We start from the raw sequence: 24,774 nt of genomic DNA on the forward strand, positions 1-24,774 counted from the left end.
GGTAACAATGGAACAAACACAATCATTGCAATTAAGCCAATCATTAAACTGGTTTAATACAAAATGCCGTAATCTCGTTTTTAGCTTGTTAGATCAAATCGACAATGCATGCATCGAGATCCATGAAGGCGCTCATTTCAAGACTTTTGGTAATCGCGATGCGAACCTAAAAGCACAAATGCATATTCATGACTTAACTTGCTACATCGATTTTGTTAAAGGTGGTAGCATTGCAGCGGCTGAAGCGTTCTTAAATAAAAAGTGGACAACGCCCGATTTAACAAAGGTCATTCAAGTATTTGCTCGCAGCCAAAAGCAACTTGATGCAATTGAACAACAAGCAAGTTTGTTATCAAAATTCAAATATAAACTGCTCTCGCTACGCAACGCCAATACTGAGCAAGGTTCAAAAAAGAACATTCTTGCACATTATGATTTAGGAAATGACCTATACACTCGTTTCTTAGACTCAAGCATGATGTATTCTTCAGCAGTTTATTACTCACCACAAGATACGCTAGCTCAAGCACAACAACAAAAACTAGCACTTATCTGCGACAAACTTGAACTTAAGCCTTGCGATCATTTAATTGAAATTGGGACTGGTTGGGGCTCATTAGCCATTTTTGCTGCGACCCATTATGGCTGTCATGTGACCACCACCACGATTTCTGATGCGCAGTATGATTGGGCATCTGCTGAAGTGAACCGCTTAGGCCTAAACGATAAAATTACCTTACTCAAGCAAGATTACCGTTTGTTGAGTGGTCAATACGACAAACTAGTGTCTATCGAAATGATTGAAGCTGTAGGACATGAATTTATGGCTGGCTTCTTTAATAAGTGTAATAGCTTGCTCAAAGAAGATGGCAAAATGCTGATTCAAGCCATCACGATTGCCGATAAACGTTATGATCATTATCGTAAAAATGTTGATTTTATCCAAAAATATATCTTCCCTGGTGGATGTTTGCCTTCGATTGCAGTGATGAGTAACCATATTGCAAAACAAACCAACATGATGATTGATAACATTGAAGATATTGGGCTTCATTACGCTCGCACGTTACATGATTGGCGAGTCCAATTTGATAAAAATTGGCAGCAAATCAGCAAGTTTGGTTATGATGAACAGTTTAAACGTTTATGGCATTACTATTTGTGCTATTGCGAAGGGGCCTTTATCGAAAGAGTGATCAGCACTCATCATATTGTTGCACGTAAACCTAGCTATAAAAGTAATCATGATGAATCGGTTCTCGGTTATTAACTTGATTTTTTTCCAAGTCGCTTGGTTTTTAGCGGCTTGGTTTACCTATGATGCTGCTGCATTTTTGCTCTTATTGCTTTGTTGCCACTTTGTCCTTTCTCCAACAAAACAGCTAGATTTAAAAGTACTCTGCGGCGCTATTTTGGGCATAGTTGCAGACCAAATATTAATTAGTACTACCGTTTTCAATACCAATTCAAGTCTAGTTCCAGTGTGGTTAATTCTACTTTGGGCTTGCTTTGCTATATCGCTAAATCATTCTTTAGCTTGGTTAAAACAGTTGTCGCTGACAAAAGTAGCGCTGATAGGTGCCTTGGCAGGACCTAGTAGCTATTACGCTGCTCTCAAGTTTGAAGCGTTATCAACTTCGCTTGACCTCAGTTATTTTTTAATTTGCCTTTCTTTAGTTTGGGCTTGTTTATTACCCGCTCTGGTTGTCATCAGCAAACACCCAGAGTTAAATAAAGAACATAAAAGGATAGCGCTATGATGATCCGCTTAAGCTTGATTTTATCACTTTTAATGTCATTTAATATTCACAGCAAACCTGTGGATGATTTAGAAAAGATAGGCGAAGGCATGATGTCAGTGATGTTTTGGGATGTCTATCGTGCCCAGCTTTATAGCAGCAAAAAACCATATGAATTAGACACACGACCACAAGCTTTAAACATTGTGTATCTTAGATCTATTGATAAAAAAGACTTAATTGATGCCACTGTCGATCAATGGAAAAAAATTAATTTTTCTCATCCCAATATAGAAAGTTGGTTGATTGAACTTGAAAAAATGTGGCCAAATGTCACCAACAATAGCCAGCTAACACTGCGACTAGAAAATGATAAAAGTTACTTTTATCACAACGATAGTTTTATCGGTGAGATAAACGATGCTGATTTTGGCCCTGCGTTTATTTCAATTTGGTTGAGTGAAAAAACAACTCGGCCAGATCTTAGAAAACAACTTTTAGGATTAAAATAATGCGTATTTTAATATTTGTGCTGTGCCTTTTTGGCTTAACGGCCTGCACAAGCCCTACCCTCGATGATTATTCTGGCTCAACTCCGACACTTGAATTAGATAAATTTTTTAATGGTAATTTAAGAGCCTATGGTTTAGTACTTGATCGCAGTGGGCTTGTAACGCGGCGTTTTGAGGTCGATCTAATTGGCACTTGGCAAGATAATCAAGGTGAACTTAAAGAATGGTTTCGCTTTGATGATGGCGAAAAAAGTACCCGAAATTGGCAATTAACCAAACTACCTGATGGCCATTACACCGGCACAGCAGAAGACGTTATTGGCATAGCGAAAGGTAAAACATCTGGTGCTGCACTGTATTGGAAATACCAATTGCTCATCCCATATCAAGGTGATGAATATGCAATCACCCTCGATGACTGGATGTATTTAATTGATGAAAATAGGCTTTTTAACAAAACTGAATTGACTAAATTTGGTTTTAAGGTCGGTGAAGTTATTTTATATATCGAAAAACTGCCAAGTTAAAACGCTTATATCCATTATTTCGAATTTTATAGAACCATTCGTAACCTATTCCAAGTTACTTACTATCAGGGCTTTGCCATCGCAAAGCCCTTAGCTGTTTTAATGAACGCCCGTTTTTAACTGAATAAAGTCAAACAGAAAATTAATATGAAACAGATCCAACCCAAACTCAGCTGATCGTCGAAATATTGTAGTCCCTTTGCTCACCAACAGTACTTCGCATCCATAACTTATTCAGACTAATTAGTTGTGTGACAGATGAAAATCTCGATACCATAAATCTATTGGGTGTTTTATCATTAGGTCTGAATTTATAGTCAAATATAGGACTGCTGTGATTACTCTTGCCATTGCCAACCTAACTGATATTGATGAAATTTTAGCACTTCATGCCCGCTATCAAGTCGACACTATTTCTGCTGAAGATAAAAAAGATGGCTTTATCACCACTTCTTTTAATCGCGAACAATTAACCCATCTTATTGAACAAGAACAAGGTTTATTTATAGCAAAAAAACAAGGAGTTATTGTGGCTTACATAATGGCCGCTTCTTGGCATTTTTGGTGCGCATGGCCAATGTTTGCATTTATGATTAAAAACCTACATGAGCTGAGCTATAAAAATATCACCTTAAGCACTGATAACTCATATCAATACGGTCCTATTTGTGTTGATAAATCTGTACGTGGGCAAGGTGTATTCGAGCAATTGTTTGAATTTTCATTGGCAAATATGGCGCTTCGTTTTGATATTTTAGTAACGTTTATTAATAAGATTAATCCACGCTCTTTTGCAGCACACACCAAAAAAGTACACTTAGACGTTTTGCAAGAGTTTGAATATAACAATAATCAATATTATGAATTGGTGTGTTTAACAAAACGATAAATTACACGTTTTAACTTTGAAACTGGAACTCGGAGAAAATTAATACTCATACTCCGAGATACCGACTTATTTTTTACGGTTAAGCGACAAGGTGCCTTTTTTAACGACCCTAAAGGCTTCTTGAACCGTCTGTTCGGGTTCATTGAACTGCTTTTTCACTGGTTTCTTGAAGTTTTTATTTTTATTTGGATCGACTGAAAGCTCTTCGGTTTTACCTGAACCCTCAATAGAGCGATTGATAATAGCCATTTCTTTATCAGTTAAATTTCGCCATTGTCCGCTGCGTAATCCTGTTAAATCGATATTCATAATACGCACACGTTTAAGAGTAACCACTTCGTACCCTAAAAATTCGCACATACGACGGATTTGACGATTGAGTCCTTGAGTTAAAACAATATTGAAACCATGAGATGATACTTGAGTGACCTTACATTGTTTCGTTACAGTGCCAAGAATAGGCACGCCCGCCCCCATCTTTTTAATAAACTGAGGCGATATCGCTTTATCCACTGTCACTAAATATTCTTTTTCGTGATTATTACCTGCTCGAAGGATTTTATTAACGATATCACCTTCATTTGTTAAAAATATAAGGCCTTCAGAGGGGCGATCGAGACGACCGATTGGGAAAATGCGCTCAGGATGATTAATGGCGCTAATAATGTTACTACGAATATTCAGTTCAGTGGTGCACGTCACTCCAACTGGTTTATTGTAGGCAATAAAAATGGCTTTAGGTTTAGCTTTAAGCGGTTTACCGTCAATTTCAACCACATCACTTTGGGTCACCTTGGTGCCCACTTCCGGAATTTTACCGTTGAGTGTCACACGGCCATCAGCAATGTATTTATCTGCTTCACGGCGAGAACAAAAACCGGTATCGCTGATATATTTATTTAGGCGGGTTGACTCACTCATAACACACTCTCAGAAGCTATAAATTAAAAAACGGCTTATTGTAAACGAGGGTGCTTTAAAAGGCTTTCTTTATGACTTATTTTTTCAAAAAATGCAGCTTTATATTTAAAACGATTAATTTACACTCAATTAATGGCAATATATTTTGATTATAATCATACTCAGATGCAATATTTATAAATAGTTCATCAGCTTACAACCAAGGTCAGCTATTATAATCAAAGATAAAATTGCAAGGTGTGTCCATGATTGAGATTGACGATAAAGTACTTACCGATGTGAGCAAAGGTTTTAATTTGCCGCCAAAACCTGAATTACTACAAAGACTACAAGAAGAGCTCCGCCAAGAAAATCCTGAGCTTACAGTAGTTGCACAAATTGTATGCGATGATGTAGCCATTGCTGCCGCTGTGTTAAAAGTCATTAACTCACCTTTTTATGGCCTTGCAAGGACAATAACCGATATCAAGCAAGCGGTGATGTTTTTAGGGCTTGATAGCATTACGCATCTTGTAACGGGTTTTTTATTAAAACAGGCATTTAATCAACAACAATGTTGTATCTCTCTTGAGCGTTTTTGGGATACTGCGTCCGATATCGCAAATATCGCAACACTGATAGGAAAAAAGATAAAATCAAAAGTACCCGTTGAAAACTTACATTTAATCGGTTTATTTCACGATGCAGGCATTCCTGCATTAGCAATGAAATACCCTAATTATATCAAAGTACTAAGCGCAGCTAATCGTAATTATCACCGTTCATTAATTGATTTTGAAATGCATGCTTATACAACTAATCATGCCATTATTGGTTACTTTATTGCCAGTGCTTGGAACCTACCAAAAGAAATTTGCCAAATCATTTTACGCCACCATGAGCAAGATTATTTAAATGGTGATTACAATGATCTAAACCAATTAACCTACGCCACACTGAAAATGGCCGAAAATATTGTTCACACTCAAAAAAGATTTGTAGCTGCACCTGATTGGCCATATGTCAAAGAAGCCGTATTACGCACCCTAGACCTTGATGAGCACGACTATTTAGACATTAAAGAAGATGCTGAAGCATATTTTTCGTAATTATTTATATAAATTCGATGCTAGTTTGGGTGCTGCATAACCAGCACCCAGCTTACTTTTTTATATTAATGAAGTGAGCATCTCATCCGAATACTCAATGAGCGGTTGATTGCTTTTTACACGTTCAACGTAATCAGGATTTGCAATGAACGGACGACCAATCGCAATTAAGTCAAATTGATTGTTTTCAATTGCTGTGCTCGCTGATTGCGGTGTATAACCGCCCACCCCGACCAAGGTACCTTGGTAGTGCGCTCGCAAATACTGAGAAATTGAGCCATCTAAATAATCGAATGTCATCGCATCATCAAAAATACCGCCATGTAAATAGGCTAATTTTCGCTGTTCTAATTGCGCTAATAAATAGTCAAAAACAGCACGGTCGCGTACATCCGCATCCATATTGAAATAGGCGCCTGGCGACACTCGTAGTGCGGTTTTATTCGCTCCAACGGCACCAATAACAGCATCAACAACTTGCAAAGCAAAGCGGCTCATATTCTCTGGAGTTTGACCATACTCATCAGCTCTTACATTACTTGCATGGTGCAAAAATTGATCGATTAAATAACCATTCGCACCATGGATTTCAACACCATCAAAACCGGCTTCAATTGCATTTTCTGCCGCTTTTGCATAATCATTAACCAGCTGAGTTATATCGTCTTGCGTAACGGCTTTAGGTATTTGATAGGTTAATTTCCGCATTCTCGGTACTGAGCCTTCAATACCTATTGCTGAGGGTGCCAAGACATCACCTTCACCAAAAAAATGTGGATGTGCCACACGTCCAACGTGCCACAATTGAGCAAATATTTTCCCCCCGGCTTGATGTACCGCATCGGTTACTTTGCGCCAACCTTGTACTTGCTCTGCACTAAATAAACCCGGTGTATTAGGATAGCCTTGACCATCAGGGCGAATAATCGTGGCCTCTGAAATTATTAAGCCCGCGCCTGCACGGCGCGTATAATATTGTACCATCGCCTCTGTAGGTACTAATTTTTCATCAGCCATACAACGAGTTAATGGTGCCATCAAAATGCGATTTGAGAGTGTTAATTCATCATTGAGTTTGAACGGAGTAAATAAATTGTGCGTTGTCATGAGATATAACCTTTATCTTGAATAAGCATTCAAGATAAAGGTTATTGAGCAATCGTTCAAGTATTATTTTTGAATGATTATTCAAATTAGGTTAACATAACACAAACACAGTAAAGTGAGGGTGATGATGAGAAATGCCGAATTTGATAGAGAAACTGTATTACGCAGTGCGATGGCGTGCTTTATCGAGCATGGGTATGTCAAAACCAGCATGCAAAAGCTCACTCTTTGTACTGGCCTACATCCGGGGTCCATTTACTGTGCATTTGGTAATAAACGCGGTCTTTTACTCGCTGCGATTGGCCAATATCATCAAGACAGAACGGCACAATTTTTAGCTTTTTTTGCAAATAATATGTCTGTAATCACTAATCTTGAACTGTATTTAAAAACGATTGTGCAGGAATGTTTAAGTTGTGATGGAACCAAAGCCTGCCTACTCACTCGCACTTTGAGTGAGATTTTAGGTCATGATCCCGAAGTATGTATGGTGCTTGCCAACCACTTGATGGCATACCAACAAGCGCTCGCCAACCAATTTAGCTTGGCTTTGCAGCGTCAAGAAATTTCCACTCAACGTACACCCGAGCAACTTGCACGGTTTTTTGTGATGGGTATTTATGGCCTACGCACCTATTCACAAAGCCACCCCGATCCTGTAACGTTAAATGAGTTAGCAAATGATTTACTCTTAAGCGTTTCAAAATAATTTCTTTGCAAAACAAGTACACTCTCGAAAAAATGCTAATTTTAAACTAGGCTTACCAACGAATTAACCCTTTAAAGGACTTTGTAATGAATAATAAGATTTTTAGTGACTCTAATTTTATCAAAACACTAAAAGTCTTTTTAACGACCATTCATCACAATGGCTCGCTGCAAGATTCAATTTATCACGAAGCGATTAATTATTTTAAGAATGAACCGTTACAAAATGAGCAACTCCATCACTTTCAGCAAGATCGAAATGCTGCTTTAGCTAAACTAGAAAAGAACAATAAAGACTCTCTTGACGCTAAGCTTAAAAACCAACTAGCACAGGCTGAACAGTTACTTAAAAAATATAAACAGCAATTACGTGAAGAACGAATTGAACGCTTACAAAAAATAAAAAACCTCGCCAATGAAATTATTGATTTTTGTTATGGCGATAATTTAGAAGAAACTAATATTCGTTTTGCTAAAGTATTAGGCTGTCAGCTCTTGCTGGTGCCAACATCAGCCAAAGCCGCTGTCAGATATAATCACTTTAACAAGCATCTATATCGTGCTGCTTTAAGTTTAAAATTATTTGATCAACTTTTAGCTGAAGGGCTCATAAAAAATAAATTTGTTTCAGACAGTTATGCCTTAAGCCTAAATAATGGTACTGATGAAATAAAACAGCGTATTCATATTCCACTCGTCATAGTGTCATTACTGCTTGATGTGGGTAATTTTCACCCTGACTCTCAAGCTATTTTAACCGGACCTGAAGGCAAATTAGACGAACTAAGAGCGCTGGATAATGATGAACGAATTGCCTTATTAAAGATTAACTATCAACAGACCATCAACTACATCACCGAGGGGTTAGGTCTTGATCAGTATATTGGTAATTCTAAAGCTGAAAAAGCCGAGTTTGATGAGTTAGAAGTTCAAAAAATGGACTTTATCAAAGATCTATTACTTAAATCTGTTAATCCACAACAGGGGATCGGCAATGTAATTAAAGTGCCGCAAATTTATACTTCAATCGTCATGTCGAGTAAATTAAACTTTGCTTACAACACAGTGCCAAAAGCATTTCTTATTTTAGATAAGGGAGTTGAACGCAACAGCCACAGTCAAATTGCGGTTGATACTCTTTTAAAAATTACAGGACTGTATCCGCAGGGCTTTGGCATTACTTATATTCCAAAAGATGACAATGGCGATGATTTACCGCGTTATGAATATGCAATTGTAAATCGTTTATTTCCAAGCGATCCTCATATTCCTTTATGTCGAGTAGTGACTAAAAACCTCACCTTTGTTAGTAACGGAGATGATGTCACCCTGCATTCTAGTCAAAATTTGTATTACCCTACTAATCGTAAAAAATTAGAGCAAGTGTCACCTGAGCGATTGAAAGAAATATTAAGTAAGTTATGGTCTAATTTTGAACAACGCCAACAAGAAACAGCATTGATCCCTTCATGTTGGCAGCCGCACGAATACTTTAGTTATGCGAAACATCAAAATCTGTGGAATAAAACTATCTTGTGACACGCTACCTTCACATCATCGTTATAAAAAATCTTCCGAACCAACAGACAAAGTATTTTTATATAGTGCCTTATTTACAATTTAATATCGCAGGACTACCCTTTAATATTGTTATTAGTGCTCTATCACGGCAGTAAGTACACAAGCACTTAATTTATAAGGGAATAAATATGCTTGATATACGCAGCACAGTGGGATTAATGATTGGCTTTATTGGCTTACTGTACGTTGCTGCAGTGACATTTGTAACAACTGATCCTATTTATCTAATCCGGCTTAATATTTTAGTACCTTTTTTAATCATCACAGCCTCTCTCACAGTTATTAGTTTTGGTATTAGCACCTCAATGAGTATCGTAAAAGAAGCTATCTTCACTATTTTTTTACAAAAAACTTCGAACCATTCGGCGTTTCATTTATGCCTTCGATCCATGTCTCGCTTTAGCTATACAGCTGCATTACTTTGGATTGCTTACGCAAGTATTATAACATTGCCCCAAGTGCAGTTTGCGTTAAACCAACTCGTATCCTCAGCTGCGACCGCTCTTTTATACGCACTGATCTTCAGTGAGTTTTTTACCAAACTCGCAATAACAAAAAATGATTTTTTAAAACAACAAAAATCGGATGGATGCTAAATATGTTAATGTAAAAAGCGACGTATAGGCTTAATATTTTGCTTTCTGTTTAGAGTTGTTATTCGTTTTCTAGGGGCGGTTAAAAACGTTTGCGTTGATGAGGCCGCCAATAATCAATAGCTGGGCCTTTGGGTACCACTTGAGTTGGATTTATATGCGCATGACTAAAATAGTAATGACGCTTAATATGATAAAAATCAACCGTTTCTGAAATTCCCTCAGCTTGAAATAGCTCTCGCGTGTAAGCTGATAAATTGGGGTAACTCTCAATAGTACGCAAATTACATTTAAAGTGGCCAACATAAACACAATCAAATCTAATTAATGTAGTAAATAATCTCCAGTCAGCTTCAGTGATGACATCGCCACATAAATACCGCTGATTACTTAATATTTTTTCGACTTTATCTAGCGCGCTAAAAAGTGCATCGTATGCCTGTTCATAAGCATGCTGACTGGTCGAAAAACCACAGCGGTATACCCCATTATTAATAGTATGATAAACGAATTCGTTAATGGTATTAATGCTCTCGCGAAACGAAACAGGATAAAAATCACGTGAATTTCCCGTTAGATGATCAAAGGCATTATTGAACATACGTATAATTTCTGATGACTCATTGGATACAATACAGTTTCTTTTTTTATCCCATAATACTGGCACTGTGACCCTTCCACTGTGCTCGGGGTTATTTTTACAATAAATCTCATGTAAATAATTCGACTGAAATAACTCATCACCTGTACTGTAATTATCTATGTCAAAACTCCAGCCATTTTCAAGCATGTCAGGGCTCACCACCGACACGCTTATATAATCCGTTAACCCTTTTAAATGTCTAAAAATTAAGGTGCGATGCGCCCAGGGACAAGCAAGTGATACATATAAATGATAGCGATGGGGTTCGGCTTTAAACCCTGCTTCACCAGTAGGTCCTGCAGTGCCGTCAGGAGTGATCCAATTGCGTAATTTTGCTTCTTCACGCTTAAATTCACCTTGATGAGAAGCCGTGTCATACCATTTATCATGCCATTGGCCCTTAACTAATAAGCCCATCGAGTTACTCCTTATTATATTTTGCCAAAAAAACCATTTTGGTAATCACGTATAGCTTGCTTTAGTTCATCTTGTGTATTCATTACAAAAGGTCCCAAATGCGCCACCGGTTCATTTATTTTTCGCCCAGATAAAATTAATATTCCAGCACCGTTTTGGTCAGCTTTAAGAGCAAGATCATGTTGAGGATCTACAAGCAATAAATGCCCTGCGTCATAGCCTTGAACACTTCCTGTATGTATATAAATAGCAACTGTTTCAAATTCACCCAGTGAAATATTGGCAGTGGCATGTGGTTCAAAGGTTAAATCCGCAAGTGCAGCCCCCGTACTTAAATCATTTAACGGAGAAACCAATTGGTGCAGAGCAAAATTCCAGCGCCCAGCTAACGCTTTTAAGGTGACGCCAGTTTTATTTTGTATTGTTGGTAAAGGCGCTGCGGTACTATCTGCGTAACGCGAGTCGCGCATTTTATCTTTTGCAGGCATATTGAGCCAAATTTGAAAGCCATGCATCCCAAGTTGTGCATCTGCCAATGGCATTTCACTGTGTAGCACACCACTACCGGTACTCATCCACTGAACATCGCCTGCACGAATCGCTTTTTTATTGCCCATCTGGTCTTGATGTTCAAAACCACCTTTTATGATATAGGTAAAGGTTTCAATACCGCGGTGCGGATGAGGGGGAAAGCCGCCCATAAAATCTTGGTTATCGTCAGACTTTAATTCGTCGATCATTAAATATGGGTCGAGTAATCGCCCATCAAATGCGGCAATCCGACTTATTTTAACACCAGCACCATCTTGGGTTGGTTGGCTTTTTATAACCTTTAAAATCTTCATGTAATCTATCCTTTGTGCTGTTGTAATAAAAATAGCAAACAAATTGATAGATTAAAATTAGCTAAATACTTACTAATTGTTCGCTTTTATAGAATCATTTAATTCGATTGATTAAATAACAATTACCAGTCATTGCAAAATATCAGGGCAAAGCCAAATTAATCAGGACTTTGATGTACATTTATTCGATACTACGCAATTAGTTTACAACCATTTACATCTATAGCGCCTTAAAAATAAGAATTATTATCAATAAGATAGCATTTGAAAACTTCTTTATCTCTAACTTATAACTAAAAACTCCCTTATCTCTTTTGAAAAAGTCAGTAATATGCGCCCAAATTAAGGCGATGACAGCGCAGTCATTTATAGTGGAGTTTTATATTTAATGCTTAGAATCAATAATTTGCTAGGTAAACTATCTGTATCTGCAAAATTAAGAATATCGATTATTTTTGCCAGCATAATTATTGTGACAACACAATATTTAGCTGCTTATAAATTAAAAGAAACCATGACCAGCGAACGTAAACATGCCGCTGAACAACTCATTGATTCCTTGAGTAACCAGATAGCCGCTATTGGCAACATGGACTCTTTAGCAAGCGATGAGCAGCAACAATTAGTGCGTCAATTAGTAAAGTCTGCCCATTATGGTGAAAATGGTTATTTTTTTATCTTTGATTTAAAAGGGTACATGGTCATGCATCCTGTCAAACCTGAACTTGATCATCAATTAATGACTACGCATGCCAAACCCTTCATCGCGCATGCATTTAGTGAATTTGTTAAAGTTGCTAATTATCAAGGTAAAGGGTTTGTATATTATGTGTGGCCAAAGCCAGGTTCAACACAACAAGAGCAAAAAAGCTCATTTATTGCCACTTTACCTCATTGGCAATGGGCCATTGGTACTGGTATTTATCTCACTGATATCGAAGAACAATATCACACTACACTCGTCACCATCGCATTAGAAGCAAGCGCCTATATTTTGTTATTAATTATATTATCAACTTTAGTAGCCAAAAATATTACAAAGCCTTTGGCTAAATTAACCCGCACCATGGCACTTATCGCAACGAATAAAGATTTAACCATTGAGCTTAAAACTCAAGGTAATGATGAGCTAACCGTAATGGCCAAAGCGTTTAATCAAATGAATCATCATTTTCGAATTGTCTTACAACAAATTCATGGTAATACCCTGTCTTTGGCGTCACAAGCGGAAGAACTGGCGACTGTTACAACACAAATCCAAGTTGGGATCACACAGCAACACAGTGATACAGATTCTGTGCAACGCAAAGTAGCGCAGCTAAATGATTCATCTTTAAATGTATATGCAAATACCAATCAAGCGATTGAGATTGCAACAAAAGCCAATGACTTTACCGCTCAAGGTTTAACATGCTTATCGGATACCGTTGAAGCAATGGAAAAAATTGACCTTAGCGTCCATGCTACGGAAGAAAAAATAGCTGTATTGCAAACCTCATCGCAGCAGATAGGCGATGTTTTAGATGTGATTAAGAATCTAGCCGATCAAACTAATTTGCTGGCCCTCAATGCCGCCATTGAAGCAGCAAGAGCGGGTGAACAAGGTCGTGGTTTTACCGTTGTTGCCGATGAAGTTCGATCACTTGCAAAACGCACACAGCAATCAACCGATGATATTCAAGAGATAATCAAATTATTGCAACAAGGCGTTGCCGATACGGTTACTGAAATGGAGCGTTGTAAACACGCAACCGTTAAAGGAATATCCTTAACGCACCAATGTAATGACAATCTGAAAAATATTAATGGTGCAGTGGCACAGTTAGCTCAGATTAACAGTGAAATAAATAGTGCCAGCCAAGATCAAAACCATGCAATTTCAGACATAGCTCAAAACATGTATGCCATTGCGGCCATTGCAGAACAAACCCAACTTGGTGCAAAACACACCCAATCTTCTAGCCAACATTTAAGTGAAATGTCACAAGCGCTTAGCCAAATGGTTGAAGAGTTTAAAGTTCACTAACCCTTTAAACTGGTCTTGAATAAAATGGCGCTTTCGCGTAATGCCGATCAGTTAAGAAATATTTTACTGATCGGTTGACCGATCTTCTGTAGATGTAACAATCCGATGAACCCACATGTCATCGGATTTTTTATGGAACTGTCAGAAGCCTTAGCACGCACCTCAATTAACCGCCTTACCGAATTTTCGTCATTAGCGGATGTCCTAGACCCCGAAATTATTCAATCGTGTTTAGCCTCTAATGGTGTGGCCACATTGCGTAAACGCAAGCTGCCTATGGATGCAATGATTTGGGCCGTGATAGGTATGTCACTTTTTCGCACTGAATCAGTCCGCCTGCTCATCAACAAGCTCGATATTGTATTACCGCAGGATGTTGATTACGTCGCACGCAGTGCCGTGACACAAGCGAGAAAGAAGCTAGGCAGTGATGTGGTTCGAGATGTATTTCATCTCTCAGCACAGAAGTGGCATGAGCGAGCTGAGCATCCCCATTGGTGTGGTCTGAACTTATTTGGTGTTGATGGCGTTGTATGGCGCACGCCCGATAGTAAAGAAAACAGCGCAGCCTTTGCCCGTACAGCGAATAAAGCCTGTGAAGCAGGCTATCCTCAGGTACGAATGGTATGTCTGATGGAGCTTAGTAGCCACTTAATTCTTGATAGTGCATTGAGTAGCGTGAGTGAAAATGAGATGACACTGGCAGCACAGCTCATAGCACGTGTACCAGATAACAGCCTAACATTGTTTGATAAAGGCTTTTACTCACTAGGCTTGTTACATGATTGGCAGCATAAAGGCATCAACACACATTGGTTATTACCGCTAAAGAAGAACGTACAGTATGAGGAAATCAAACGTCTTGGCAGGCAAGATAAACTTATCCGCCTAACCACCACACCTCAAGCGAGAAAAAAGCGACCAGAGTTGCCCTTAACAATGGACGTGCGACTTATCACCAAACTAATCAAAGGAAAAGAAGTCAAAATACTCACGTCCATGGTCGACCCTATGGCATATCCATCGGCAGAAATAGTCGACCTTTATAGCCATCGCTGGGAAATAGAGATGGGCTACCGAGAAATGAAGCAACACTTGTTGGCAAGTAGGTTTACATTAAGAAGCAACTTACCAGAGCTCATTAGACAGGAGTTATGGGGGGTGCTGTTGGCGTACAACTTAATCCGCTATAAGATGGTCCTGATGGCGAAGTCGCTCAAGAGTGTTTTCCCAAACCAACTAAGCTTTAGAGATGCCTCATCACACATCATCCATAAGCTGACTATGATGCCAATTTATGCGCCCGGTAATGTCCCCGGACTGATATTAGAGATAGAAAGAAATGCCAATCAATTTAAGCTAGAGGGAAAACGAGAACGAAGTTACCCAAGAACACTAAAAGTATCGAAAAACCGCTACCCTGTAGCTAAAAATAAAAAAGCCGCTCACCTTAAGTGAACGGCATTACGCTTTCGCGCCATTAATTTTGATACAGATCCCTGATATAGCGCTCTGCGCTTTGCTGCCAACTAAAGCGAGCTTGTTTGGCATTGGCTTTTAATTGTTGCCAATGAGCCTGATCATGCTGATAACAATCGACAGCTTGCGATACCTTGTTTAACAAACCATCGATTTGACAATTGAGGTTATCACCAAAAAAAACAAACCCCGTTTCATTGTCAATTATCGTATCTTTAAGGCCACCGACACCATGAACTAAACAGGGTTGGCCAGCCCTTAATGCTAACATCTGGCTAATGCCACACGGCTCAAACGAACTTGGCATTAAAAACAAATCACCAAAGCGATACAATTCATCACTTAAGTCTTGTCCATATCCATTTAAAAATAAGAAGTTGGAGTGCTTGGCCATCAACTGCATACATTCAAATTCTATTTGACCATCACCACTGCCTAAAATGATTAAGCGAGCATCGGCTTTAGCCAATTGGCTAAGCAAAATATTCAAGACCGGCTGATGATCCTTTTTTTGGCGTAACAATAACACTTTTTGATCCGTTAACCGCCCTATTGACGTGAACAAAGGACCACTCGCAGAGGGATTAACAAGCCATTCACTGATCCGCTCACTGGCCAAATAATGCACCGTTTTAAGCTCAGCAGATTTTGCCATCCAATTGAGTACATTGTGTTTGGCACGACGTAAAAAATCGTTGAAATCCCCTTGCTCAGCGAGGTTTTCTGGGTATTCACAGCCATTAATTATTCCAACCAACTTACCATGTACTTTGGCATTGATAAGAGCTTGCTCTAGCCCTTCACCGCCAAAAAATCCGCGCTCAGGCTGGCTCGGTAACAGGACTTCATCGGCATAGGTTTTTGACACAACATGCACTTTGTCGGCTAAATTAATAGCAGCGCGCATTGGATTAAAACAATGTGGATAGCGTGGATCGCAAATGACTTGGCCATCATAGCTAAGCCCCGGAAACCAAGCTTCTAGGCTTGAACTGTCATGTCGAAAAGGCCTTATCCCTTGCAGTGCAATATTATGGACAGTAAAAACGTGTTTAATTGAACTCAGTGGTTGATAACGTTCGCTGTATTTAGCAAGTACTGCAAGTACTGCACTGTGCCAATCATGAAGGTGAATAACATCAATAGGTGCAACTAAATCTAGAATGATAGCTTCTGCAACTGCAGCGCAAAAAAAGGCATATTTAGTAGCATCACGGGCAAACGGTCGATTATCAATGTCATTAAGATAAACCGACCCTGTGATAAAACTCGGATGGCTGATCACATATTGCTGTACTTTATTGCGCTCATCACCCAGCTTTTTTAATACCACTTCTTCCATTTTTCCTGCAAAAGCGACATAAAAATGTGCTTCAGTACAATGATCAAATTGCTCGGCATAATTGGCGTAGTCTGGAATAATCACTGAAACATGGTGATTAAAATTGGCTAACGCACGAGGAGCGTCACGGACAACGTCAGCCACTCCTCCCACTTTAGCACCTTTAATAGCGTCGTTTTCAGACGCTATCATCAAAATGTGCATTGTTACATCACCTTTAAATTATACGACTTCAGGCTCTTCAACCGCTTGCTCACGCTTAGCTTGTTTTGCCGCGTAGGCAATCAGCATATCACGCGTAACCAGAACAATACCTTTATTTGAAACGCGAAATCCATTCGCTTGATCTTGTTCACGATCAAAACCGATCACCGTATTCTCAGGCACTTCACAACTTCTATCAATAATTGCGCGGCGAATTTTACAATTGCGGCCAATTTCAACGCCAGGTAACAACACTGCTTCTTCAATTAAACAATAAGAGTGGATATGCACTTTAGAAAAGAGTAATGATTTACGTACCGTAGAACCAGAAATAATACATCCACCTGAAACAGTAGAATCAACCGCCATCCCGCGGCGCTCGTCATCATCAAAAATAAATTTTGCTGGTGGAAGTTGCTCTTGGTAAGTCCAAATAGGCCAGCGTGGATCATATAAATCAAGCTGAGGCTCAGGTGTCACCAATTCCATATTGGCTTCCCAAAAAGAATCAAGTGTCCCAACGTCACGCCAATAAGGTTGGCTGTCGTGGCTTGGATCACTAAATGGGAAAGCAAATACATTATGTTCTTCAATAATTGCAGGGATAATATCATGACCAAAATCACGACCAGAACCAGCTCGTTCAGAATCTTTTTTTAGCTGTTCGAACAAAAATTCGGTATTAAAAACATAATTCCCCATTGAAGCTAAACACTGACCTGCTTTACCCGGAATTTCAGATGGATTAGCAGGCTTTTCATCAAAACGCATCACACGTTTGTCGTTATCAACAGTCATCACACCAAAAGTACCAGCAGCTTCTTCACAAGGTACTTCAATACAACATACCGTCATATCGGCACCTGTTTCTACGTGTTTTGCCAATAACGCACCATAATCCATACGATATACGTGGTCGCCTGATAATATCATCACGTATTTTGGTAATTCATGACGAATAATATCCATATTTTGAAAGACCGCATCTGCCGTGCCACAGTACCATTCATCACCGTAACGTTGTGATGCAGGCAGGATCTCAACCGATTCACCCAATTCTTTTTTAAAGTGGCCCCATGCGCGATTCACATGACGGATCAACGAATGCGACTTATATTGAGTCGCAATACCAACACGGCGAATACCCGAATTGATACAGTTTGAAAGAGGAAAATCGATAATACGAAACTTCCCACCAAAATAAACCGCTGGCTTGGCGCGCCAATCAGTTAATTCATGTAATCTTGAACCACGGCCACCAGCTAAAATTAACGCATATGTCTCGCGCGTTAAATTACTTATATAACGATTGGCATAACTAGGCATATAAACTTCTCCATAAGTGGTGTTGCTGTGTCATAACTATTGATCTAATTGCCAGATGTCCTGGCTGTATTGTTTGATTGTTCGATCGCTTGAGAACCCGCCACTGGCGGCAGTATTTAAAATACTCAAACGTGTCCAATATTCTTTATCTTGATACGCAAGCTCAACCTGTTGTTGTGCTTTGATATAACTTTCAAAGTCATATGCAATTAACCATTGATCGTTGCTATCACGAATAGAATCGATAATCGGCTGGAATAAACCAGGCTCAAAAAGGTTAAAATGGCCACTTTCTAGCAAGCTCATCACTTCATTTAACGCTTGATTTTGGGCAATAATTTCATTGGGATTGTAGTGAGCACGAATATGGCTAAGCTCTTCACTTTTTGCGCCAAATAAGAAGAAATTATCAGCACCAACTGCGTCACGAATTTCGATGTTTGCCCCATCTAAAGTCCCGATTGTTACAGCCCCATTCATCATAAACTTCATGTTACCCGTGCCAGATGCTTCTTTACCTGCGGTAGAGATTTGTTCAGACAAGTCGGTTGCAGGGCAAATGGTTTCCATTGCTGTAACATTATAATTAGGTAAAAACGCAACCCGTAAATAAGGTTTAGCCAGTGGGTCATTGTTAATAGCATCCGCGACATTATTAAATAACTTAATAATTAGCTTAGCCATAAAATAACCAGGTGCGGCCTTACCGCCGAGCAAGACACAACGAGGCGTTAAGTTCGCCGTATCGCCTTTACGAATACGTTCATACAAATAAATCACGTGCAAGATATTCAATAACTGACGTTTGTATTCATGAATTCGTTTAACTTGCACATCAAACATCATGCTTGCATCAAACTCAACGCCACATTGCACTTTCACTAAATCAACCAATTGTTGCTTATTGTGCTCTTTCACTTCGCGCCATTTTTGGCCAAAACTTACATCATCGTAATAACGGCGTATTTTTTCGATTTGAGCGAAATCAGCCACCCAGTCAGAGCCTATTTTTTCGCTAATTAAATCAGCAAGCAGTGGATTACAATGTGATAACCAACGTCTTGGCGTCACGCCATTTGTTTTGTTATTAAATTTTTCAGGCCAGAGCTGGTAAAAGTCATTAAATAGTCCTTGCGTTAATAACTCAGTATGAAGCGCCGCTACACCATTGACCGAAAAACTGCCCACTATCGCTAAATAGGCCATGCGGATCTGCGGGTGACTGCCTTCTTCAATTAACGACATCGCACGTTGCTTGTCAGTGTCACCAGGCCAACGGCAAGCGACTTCCATTAAGAAACGAGCATTAATTTCATAGATGATTTCGAGTAACCTTGGCAGCAAACGAGAAAACAACGTCACGGACCATTTTTCAAGCGCTTCAGGTAATAAAGTATGATTGGTATAAGCCATGGTTGAAGTTGTGATCGCCCATGCTCGTTCCCATTCCAAATCATAGTCATCAATCAATAAACGCATTAACTCCGCGACGGCAATGCTTGGATGAGTATCATTAAGCTGAAATACATTATATTTAGCAAAATCAGTGAAATCTTCGCCATGTTGGCTCACCCAACTGGCTAAAATATCTTGCAAACTGGCAGACGATAAAAAGTACTGTTGTCTTAAACGTAATTCTTTACCATTTTCACTCGAGTCATTTGGGTAGAGCACCATGGTGATTTGTTCAGCTAAATTTTTACGTGCTACAGCTTCGGTATAACTGCCCGCATTAAATTCGGATAAATTAAATTCATCTGTCGCTTCTGATTTCCAAAGCCTTAAGGTATTTACAACATCATTACGATAACCTGGTACTGGCACATCGTAAGCGACGGCTAACACATCTTGAGTACCAACCCATTGATGGTGCTTACGCCCTTGTTTATCTTGGTATATTTCAACATGCCCAAAAAATTTAACCCGGCGGCTATGATCGGGGGCCGTAATTTCCCATGGATGTCCTTCACGTAACCAGTTATCCGGATGTTCAACCTGATGACCTTGCTCAATGGTTTGGTTAAACATGCCATATTCATAGCGAATCCCATATCCGGTTACTGGTAAGCCCAGCGACGCACAACTGTCTAAAAAGCAGGCTGCTAATCGGCCTAAACCACCATTGCCCAAACCTGCATCGTGTTCAGCTTGAGACACACTCTCAAGCGTTGAGCAATAATCTGCCAGTGCACTTCGTACATTTTCTTCAAGATCAAGATTAAGCACCGCATTACCTAATGCGCGACCCATTAAAAACTCAAGAGACAAATAAGCTACTTGCCGAGTCGGTTTTGCTTGCTGCAATTGACGTGTTGAACGGCATAAAGCAACTAACCTATCGCGAATGGTGAGCGCTAACGCGTGATAAAGATACAAACGCGATTCGCCGACAACGTCGCGACCTAACGTATAATAAAAATGGCGATCTAAGTCTTTTTGTAGACTTATCTCATCAATAAGCGGCGCATCATCTGCCGTTTTCAATTTACAAACTTCATTTTTAGATTGTGCCATGAGGTGTTTCCTGTATGACAGCAGACAAAATCCAACAGCTTTTTGCTGTGACCGCAATGATGTCTGATGATGAATAATGGGTGTGACTTTCATTAACGGCAAGTGTTGTTAAACACAACTGCCATTGATTAATATTTTGTCGAGTTGGTAAAGTAAAAAATTGGGTCGTCTCACTGGCGTTAAATAACACCAGTAACACATCTTGTGACTTAATATGTGCACGTGGCTCTATAAAATAACCCAGTTGTTGATTTTGATGATTGGTCCAATCTTCTGCGGTCATTGCTGTACCGTTAGTACTGAGCCACGTTAGGTGAAAATCGACATCGTTATGATGTAAATAACTCAGTTTTTTATAAACACTAAATTGGTCTCGAAGTGCGATTAGTTTCGCAATAAACGGTGTTAATTCATTAGCGACTTCAGACTCTTTAAAATTGAGCCAATTGAGCTCATTATCTTGGCAGTAAGCATTATTATTACCTTGCTGGCTGTGGCCAAGTTCACTTCCAGCTGCAAACATGGGCACGCCTTGCGAGAAAATAAGGGTCAATAACAGGTTTTTTTGCTGGCGTAATCGTAATGCGTTAATGCTTGCATCATCGCTTGGGCCTTCAACACCATAATTTGCCGATAAATTTTCACTATGACCATCTTGGTTATTTTCACCATTTTGTAAGTTATGTTTATCTTGATACATCACTAAATCAGCAAGCGTAAAGCCATCATGCGCAGTGATAAAATTAATACTGCCCAAAGGGCCTCGGCCATTGTGTTCGAATAAATCATTTGAGCCATGCAAACGCTGAGCAAACTCAGGTAATAACCCTAAATCACCACGCCAAAAACGTCGCATCGTATCGCGATATTTATCATTCCATTCACGCCATGCAATCGGAAAACCACCGAGTTGATAGCCGCCTGGGCCAATATCCCATGGCTCGGCAATTAATTTTACTTGGTTTAAAATTGGGTCTTGATTAATCGCTTGAAAAAACGCATGACGTGATTTAAACCCCGAATATTGGCGCCCTAAAATAGGGGCCAAATCAAATCTAAAGCCATCGACCCCCATTACTTGAACCCAGTAACGTAAGCTATCAAGAATAAGTTGCAGCACTCGTGGGTGATTAATATTAATGGTATTTCCGCACCCTGTATCATTGATGTAATGACGAGGGTTGGCAGTATCAAGCCGGTAATAGGTTAAATTATCTAAGCCACGCCAACTGAGCGTCGGTCCTAAGTGGTTTCCCTCAGCAGTATGGTTGTAAACCACATCAAGGATCACCTCAATGCCCGCTTGATGAAAACGCGACACCATGGTTTGAAATTCAGCAATGTTATTATCAACCAAATAGTCGCTATGAGGCGCAAAAAAAGAAAGCGTATTGTAGCCCCAATAATTTTTAAGACCTTTATCCGTTAAAAACCGTTCACTAATAAAATGATGACAAGGAAGTAACTCAACAGTTGTTACACCTAGATTTTGTAAATGATTGATAAAAGCAGGTTCCGCTAAGCCTAAAAAAGTGCCTTGTTTTTCGATTGGAATATTTGGATGACGAGCGGTCGCACCTTTTACATGACATTCATAAATAACGGTATTGGCCCAAGGGATACTGAGTTTTTTTCCTGAATAAGGATTAAGCGACACCACTTTTGATTTTGGGGTGTCTGTCGCACTGTCTGCATTATTGATCAAATTAACATCAAGCAGCGGCTCACTCAGTTCAACACTATGTAAATTTGACCAAGTAAATTCACCATGAAGTGCTTTAGCATAAGGATCAATCAGTAATTTATTTGCGTTAAAGCGCTGGCCAAGCTCTGGCATATAAGGGCCATGGGCACGAAAACCATAAAGCATGCCCGCTTTTGCTCCTTTGATGTAACCATGCCAAACATGCTCTTCGCCTTTTAACATGGCAAGGCGCGCAATTTCACTGTGGCCACTGGCATCAAACAAACATAATTCTATCTTGGTTGCGTGGGCCGAAAAAACGGCAAAGTTCACCCCTTCATTTTGCAATGTCGCCCCAAGTGGATAAGGTTTCCCTGCTAAAAATTCTAAGGCTACACTCATTCGCTATCCTTAACTAAATAAACAGTCGCTAAAGGAGGCAGTGAAATTTCAAGACTAAACTCCTGCCCTTGCCACGGTTTTTCTTCAGTGTGATATAAACTTGTTTGAGCAAAACCAGAGCCACCAAATTCTGCAGCATCCGAGTCAAGTACAACGCGGTATGAACCATGATGAGGCACACCCACACGATAAGTTTGGTAACTATTAGGAGTCATATTACTGAGGATCAACACCGCTTGTGTTGCAACTTTACCAAAACGCATAAAGCTAAAAATACTTTGCTCGCTGTTATGGCCATCAATCCATGAAAAGCCTGAGGGATGATTATCTTTTTCATACAAAGCAGGCGTAGTGCAATACACTTTATTTAGTTTAGCAATCAACGATTGCATGCCTTTATTAGGAGCCTGTTCAAGCAGGTGCCAATCGAGAGAATGGTTATGATCCCACTCACGGTATTGCGCAAACTCGCCGCCCATAAACAGTAACTTTTTACCTGGGTGAGCCCACATAAAACCAAAAAATGCGCGTAAATTAGCAAACTTTTGCCATTCATCACCGGGCATTTTATTAATTAACGAGCCTTTACCATGCACCACTTCATCATGACTCAACGGTAAAATATAATTTTCACTAAAAGCATATACCAGCGAAAAGGTCATTTCGTTGTGATGGTGCTGACGATATAACGGATCACGAGCCATATAGTGCAGCGAATCATTCATCCAACCCATATTCCATTTATAACCAAAACCCAGTCCGCCATGTTCGGTAAATTGGGTCACACCCGGCCACGCGGTTGATTCTTCAGCAACCATCATGATCCCCGGATGGCGTTGATAACAACGCTGATTGACTTGGCGTAATAATTCAATTGCGCCCAAGTTTTCACGTCCACCATGATGATTTGCAACCCACTCACCTTCTTTTCGGCTGTAATCGAGGTATAACATCGATGCAACCGCATCCACTCTTAATCCATCAATTGCAAATTGATCAAACCAATACATTGCATTGGCAAGCAAAAAGGTTTGGATCTCAGCACGGTCATAATTATAAATATGGGTATGCCAATCAGGGTGATAGCCTTGGCGTTTATCAGCATGTTCAAATAAGTGGCTACCATCAAATTTTGCTAAACCATGGGCATCACTTGGAAAATGCCCTGGCACCCAATCAATCAGCAAACCAATGTCTGCCGCGTGACAGGCATCGACTAAATGTCGAAAATCAGCGAGTGTGCCAAATCGACTGCTTGGTGCAAATAAGCCCACAGGTTGATAGCCCCAAGAGCCATCAAATGGAAACTCACTAATGGGCATCAGTTGAATATGGGTAAATCCAAGCTCCTTTACATAAGGAATGAGTTGTTCGGCTAGTTCTTGATAACTTAAATAACGGTTTTGCTCTTCAGGGACTCGCATCCAAGAACCAGCATGGACTTCATAAATACTGATGGGGGCATCGATGGCATTGCGCTGAATTTTTTTCGCGGTTTCACGTTTAATAGCTTCATGCGTTTTTGTATTATCTAAAATATTTTTTACTGGAATAATCGACGCTGTCGCAGGAGGATGTTGCATAGCAAACGCAAACGGATCGGCCTTTTCAAGACGCTCTCCTTGGGCTGTTAAGAATGAAAACTTATAATGTGCGCCCTCTTTGAGCTCAGGAATAAAAATTTCCCATACTCCCGAGGCCGGATGCTTACGCATAAAATGGCGATTTTTTTGCCAGTGATTAAAATCACCAATAACGCTAACACTCTGAGCATTCGGTGCCCACACTGTAAAACGCACACCTTCAATGCCTTCAACCGACTGCCAATGCGCCCCTAAATGACGATATGCTTGCTCAAGCGAGCCTTCATTGAATAAATACATTGCTTGTGCATCGATGGTTGAGCCAAAACGATACACATCTTCTTCAATCACAGTTTGTAATGGGTAATTGATGCTTAGCTTATAATCAGCCTGAAACTGCTTAACTGAAATGTTTAAAATAAACAACGCACTTTTTTCAACTTGTTCGAACGGTACTGTTTGTTTTCCTACATAAGAAACGGCGATGGCACCGGGTAAAAATACCCGAATTTGATACTCGTCTTTTGAAACAAGATGTGGACCTAAAAATGAAAAGGGATCATGAAATACCCCATGCTCTAAGGCGTTTATTTCGTGTGTAAATTTCGATTTTTCAGCAACCTGACTCATTAATTTGTTCCTCA

At 39.7% G+C, this 24,774-nt stretch carries 20 protein-coding genes; 11 read left to right on the forward strand and 9 right to left on the reverse strand.

What is annotated here, in order from left to right; all coding sequences use genetic code 11:
- Positions 1–7 precede the first annotated feature (7 nt).
- From AC3KZC_RS17835 to AC3KZC_RS17855, 5 genes are all read left to right on the forward strand, one after another.
- On the forward strand, positions 8–1,270 hold the full coding sequence (locus AC3KZC_RS17835) for a class I SAM-dependent methyltransferase (protein ID WP_490577311.1): 1,263 nt from the start codon (positions 8–10) through the stop codon (positions 1,268–1,270).
- On the forward strand, positions 1,245–1,760 hold the full coding sequence (locus AC3KZC_RS17840) for a DUF2878 domain-containing protein (RefSeq protein ID WP_490577312.1): 516 nt from the start codon (positions 1,245–1,247) through the stop codon (positions 1,758–1,760). Before AC3KZC_RS17835 ends, AC3KZC_RS17840 begins: the two co-directional genes overlap by 26 nt.
- Positions 1,757–2,251, forward strand: a complete 495-nt coding sequence (locus AC3KZC_RS17845; protein WP_490577313.1) for a chalcone isomerase family protein — start codon at positions 1,757–1,759, stop codon at positions 2,249–2,251. The genes AC3KZC_RS17840 and AC3KZC_RS17845 overlap by 4 nt, the downstream gene beginning before the upstream one ends.
- Entirely contained in the window at positions 2,251–2,778 is a 528-nt protein-coding gene (locus tag AC3KZC_RS17850) for a DUF3833 domain-containing protein (protein ID WP_490577314.1), read from the forward strand. Before AC3KZC_RS17845 ends, AC3KZC_RS17850 begins: the two co-directional genes overlap by 1 nt.
- A 334-nt stretch (positions 2,779–3,112) precedes the next feature.
- Entirely contained in the window at positions 3,113–3,667 is a 555-nt protein-coding gene (locus tag AC3KZC_RS17855) for a GNAT family N-acetyltransferase (protein ID WP_490577315.1), read from the forward strand.
- 66 nt (positions 3,668–3,733) lie between these two features.
- Here the strand turns inward: AC3KZC_RS17855 and rluF are convergent, their stop codons facing one another.
- Positions 3,734–4,588, reverse strand: a complete 855-nt coding sequence (rluF, locus tag AC3KZC_RS17860; protein ID WP_490577316.1) for a 23S rRNA pseudouridine(2604) synthase RluF — start codon at positions 4,586–4,588, stop codon at positions 3,734–3,736.
- A gap of 245 nt (positions 4,589–4,833) precedes the next feature.
- Between rluF and AC3KZC_RS17865 the strand changes: the two genes are divergently transcribed.
- Complete coding sequence (locus AC3KZC_RS17865) at positions 4,834–5,676, forward strand: HDOD domain-containing protein (RefSeq protein WP_490577317.1); 843 nt, start codon at positions 4,834–4,836, stop codon at positions 5,674–5,676.
- A gap of 60 nt (positions 5,677–5,736) precedes the next feature.
- Here AC3KZC_RS17865 and AC3KZC_RS17870 read toward each other — a convergent pair whose 3' ends face one another.
- Positions 5,737–6,783, reverse strand: a complete 1,047-nt coding sequence (locus AC3KZC_RS17870; protein ID WP_490577318.1) for an alkene reductase — start codon at positions 6,781–6,783, stop codon at positions 5,737–5,739.
- A gap of 127 nt (positions 6,784–6,910) precedes the next feature.
- Here AC3KZC_RS17870 and AC3KZC_RS17875 point away from each other — a divergent pair, with 127 nt between their 5' ends.
- From AC3KZC_RS17875 to AC3KZC_RS17885, 3 genes are all read left to right on the forward strand, one after another.
- Positions 6,911–7,492 (forward strand): TetR/AcrR family transcriptional regulator, encoded by a 582-nt coding sequence (locus AC3KZC_RS17875; RefSeq protein ID WP_490577325.1) that lies wholly within the window; start codon positions 6,911–6,913, stop codon positions 7,490–7,492.
- A gap of 86 nt (positions 7,493–7,578) precedes the next feature.
- A complete protein-coding gene (locus AC3KZC_RS17880; RefSeq protein WP_490577319.1) occupies positions 7,579–9,030 on the forward strand; it encodes a hypothetical protein in 1,452 nt (483 codons plus the stop codon).
- 170 nt (positions 9,031–9,200) lie between these two features.
- Positions 9,201–9,668: a hypothetical protein gene (locus tag AC3KZC_RS17885; protein ID WP_490577320.1), complete on the forward strand. Its 468-nt coding sequence runs from the start codon at positions 9,201–9,203 to the stop codon at positions 9,666–9,668.
- A 79-nt stretch (positions 9,669–9,747) separates the two neighbouring features.
- Here AC3KZC_RS17885 and AC3KZC_RS17890 read toward each other — a convergent pair whose 3' ends face one another.
- Positions 9,748–10,725 carry a glutathione S-transferase family protein gene (locus AC3KZC_RS17890; protein WP_490577321.1) on the reverse strand — a complete coding sequence of 326 codons (978 nt, stop codon included), beginning with the start codon at positions 10,723–10,725 and terminating at the stop codon, positions 9,748–9,750.
- A gap of 14 nt (positions 10,726–10,739) precedes the next feature.
- Positions 10,740–11,570 (reverse strand): pirin family protein, encoded by an 831-nt coding sequence (locus tag AC3KZC_RS17895; RefSeq protein ID WP_490577322.1) that lies wholly within the window; start codon positions 11,568–11,570, stop codon positions 10,740–10,742.
- Between the two features lie 388 nt (positions 11,571–11,958).
- Between AC3KZC_RS17895 and AC3KZC_RS17900 the strand changes: the two genes are divergently transcribed.
- Both AC3KZC_RS17900 and AC3KZC_RS17905 read left to right on the forward strand, forming a co-directional pair.
- Positions 11,959–13,596 (forward strand): methyl-accepting chemotaxis protein, encoded by a 1,638-nt coding sequence (locus AC3KZC_RS17900; protein ID WP_490577323.1) that lies wholly within the window; start codon positions 11,959–11,961, stop codon positions 13,594–13,596.
- Positions 13,597–13,728: 132 nt separating this feature from the next.
- A complete protein-coding gene (locus AC3KZC_RS17905; protein ID WP_518525932.1) occupies positions 13,729–15,054 on the forward strand; it encodes an IS4 family transposase in 1,326 nt (441 codons plus the stop codon).
- 22 nt (positions 15,055–15,076) lie between these two features.
- Here the strand turns inward: AC3KZC_RS17905 and AC3KZC_RS17910 are convergent, their stop codons facing one another.
- From AC3KZC_RS17910 to glgB, 5 genes are read right to left on the reverse strand one after another with little or no spacing between them, the layout of a single operon-like run.
- The gene (locus tag AC3KZC_RS17910) at positions 15,077–16,621 is read right to left on the reverse strand and encodes a glycogen synthase (protein ID WP_490578977.1); all 1,545 of its coding nucleotides are present in this window, start codon (positions 16,619–16,621) and stop codon (positions 15,077–15,079) included.
- A gap of 18 nt (positions 16,622–16,639) precedes the next feature.
- A complete protein-coding gene (gene glgC / locus AC3KZC_RS17915; protein ID WP_490578978.1) occupies positions 16,640–17,947 on the reverse strand; it encodes a glucose-1-phosphate adenylyltransferase in 1,308 nt (435 codons plus the stop codon).
- A 36-nt stretch (positions 17,948–17,983) separates the two neighbouring features.
- Positions 17,984–20,461 (reverse strand): glycogen/starch/alpha-glucan phosphorylase, encoded by a 2,478-nt coding sequence (locus tag AC3KZC_RS17920; RefSeq protein WP_490578979.1) that lies wholly within the window; start codon positions 20,459–20,461, stop codon positions 17,984–17,986.
- The gene (gene glgX, locus AC3KZC_RS17925; RefSeq protein ID WP_490578980.1) at positions 20,448–22,547 is read right to left on the reverse strand and encodes a glycogen debranching protein GlgX; all 2,100 of its coding nucleotides are present in this window, start codon (positions 22,545–22,547) and stop codon (positions 20,448–20,450) included. The genes AC3KZC_RS17920 and glgX overlap by 14 nt, the downstream gene beginning before the upstream one ends.
- Positions 22,544–24,760 (reverse strand): 1,4-alpha-glucan branching protein GlgB, encoded by a 2,217-nt coding sequence (gene glgB, locus AC3KZC_RS17930; protein ID WP_490578981.1) that lies wholly within the window; start codon positions 24,758–24,760, stop codon positions 22,544–22,546. The genes glgX and glgB overlap by 4 nt, the downstream gene beginning before the upstream one ends.
- Between the last annotated feature and the right edge of the window lie 14 nt (positions 24,761–24,774).

The sequence above is a fragment of the Pseudoalteromonas sp. J2K-J031 genome (genome assembly GCF_058197095.2).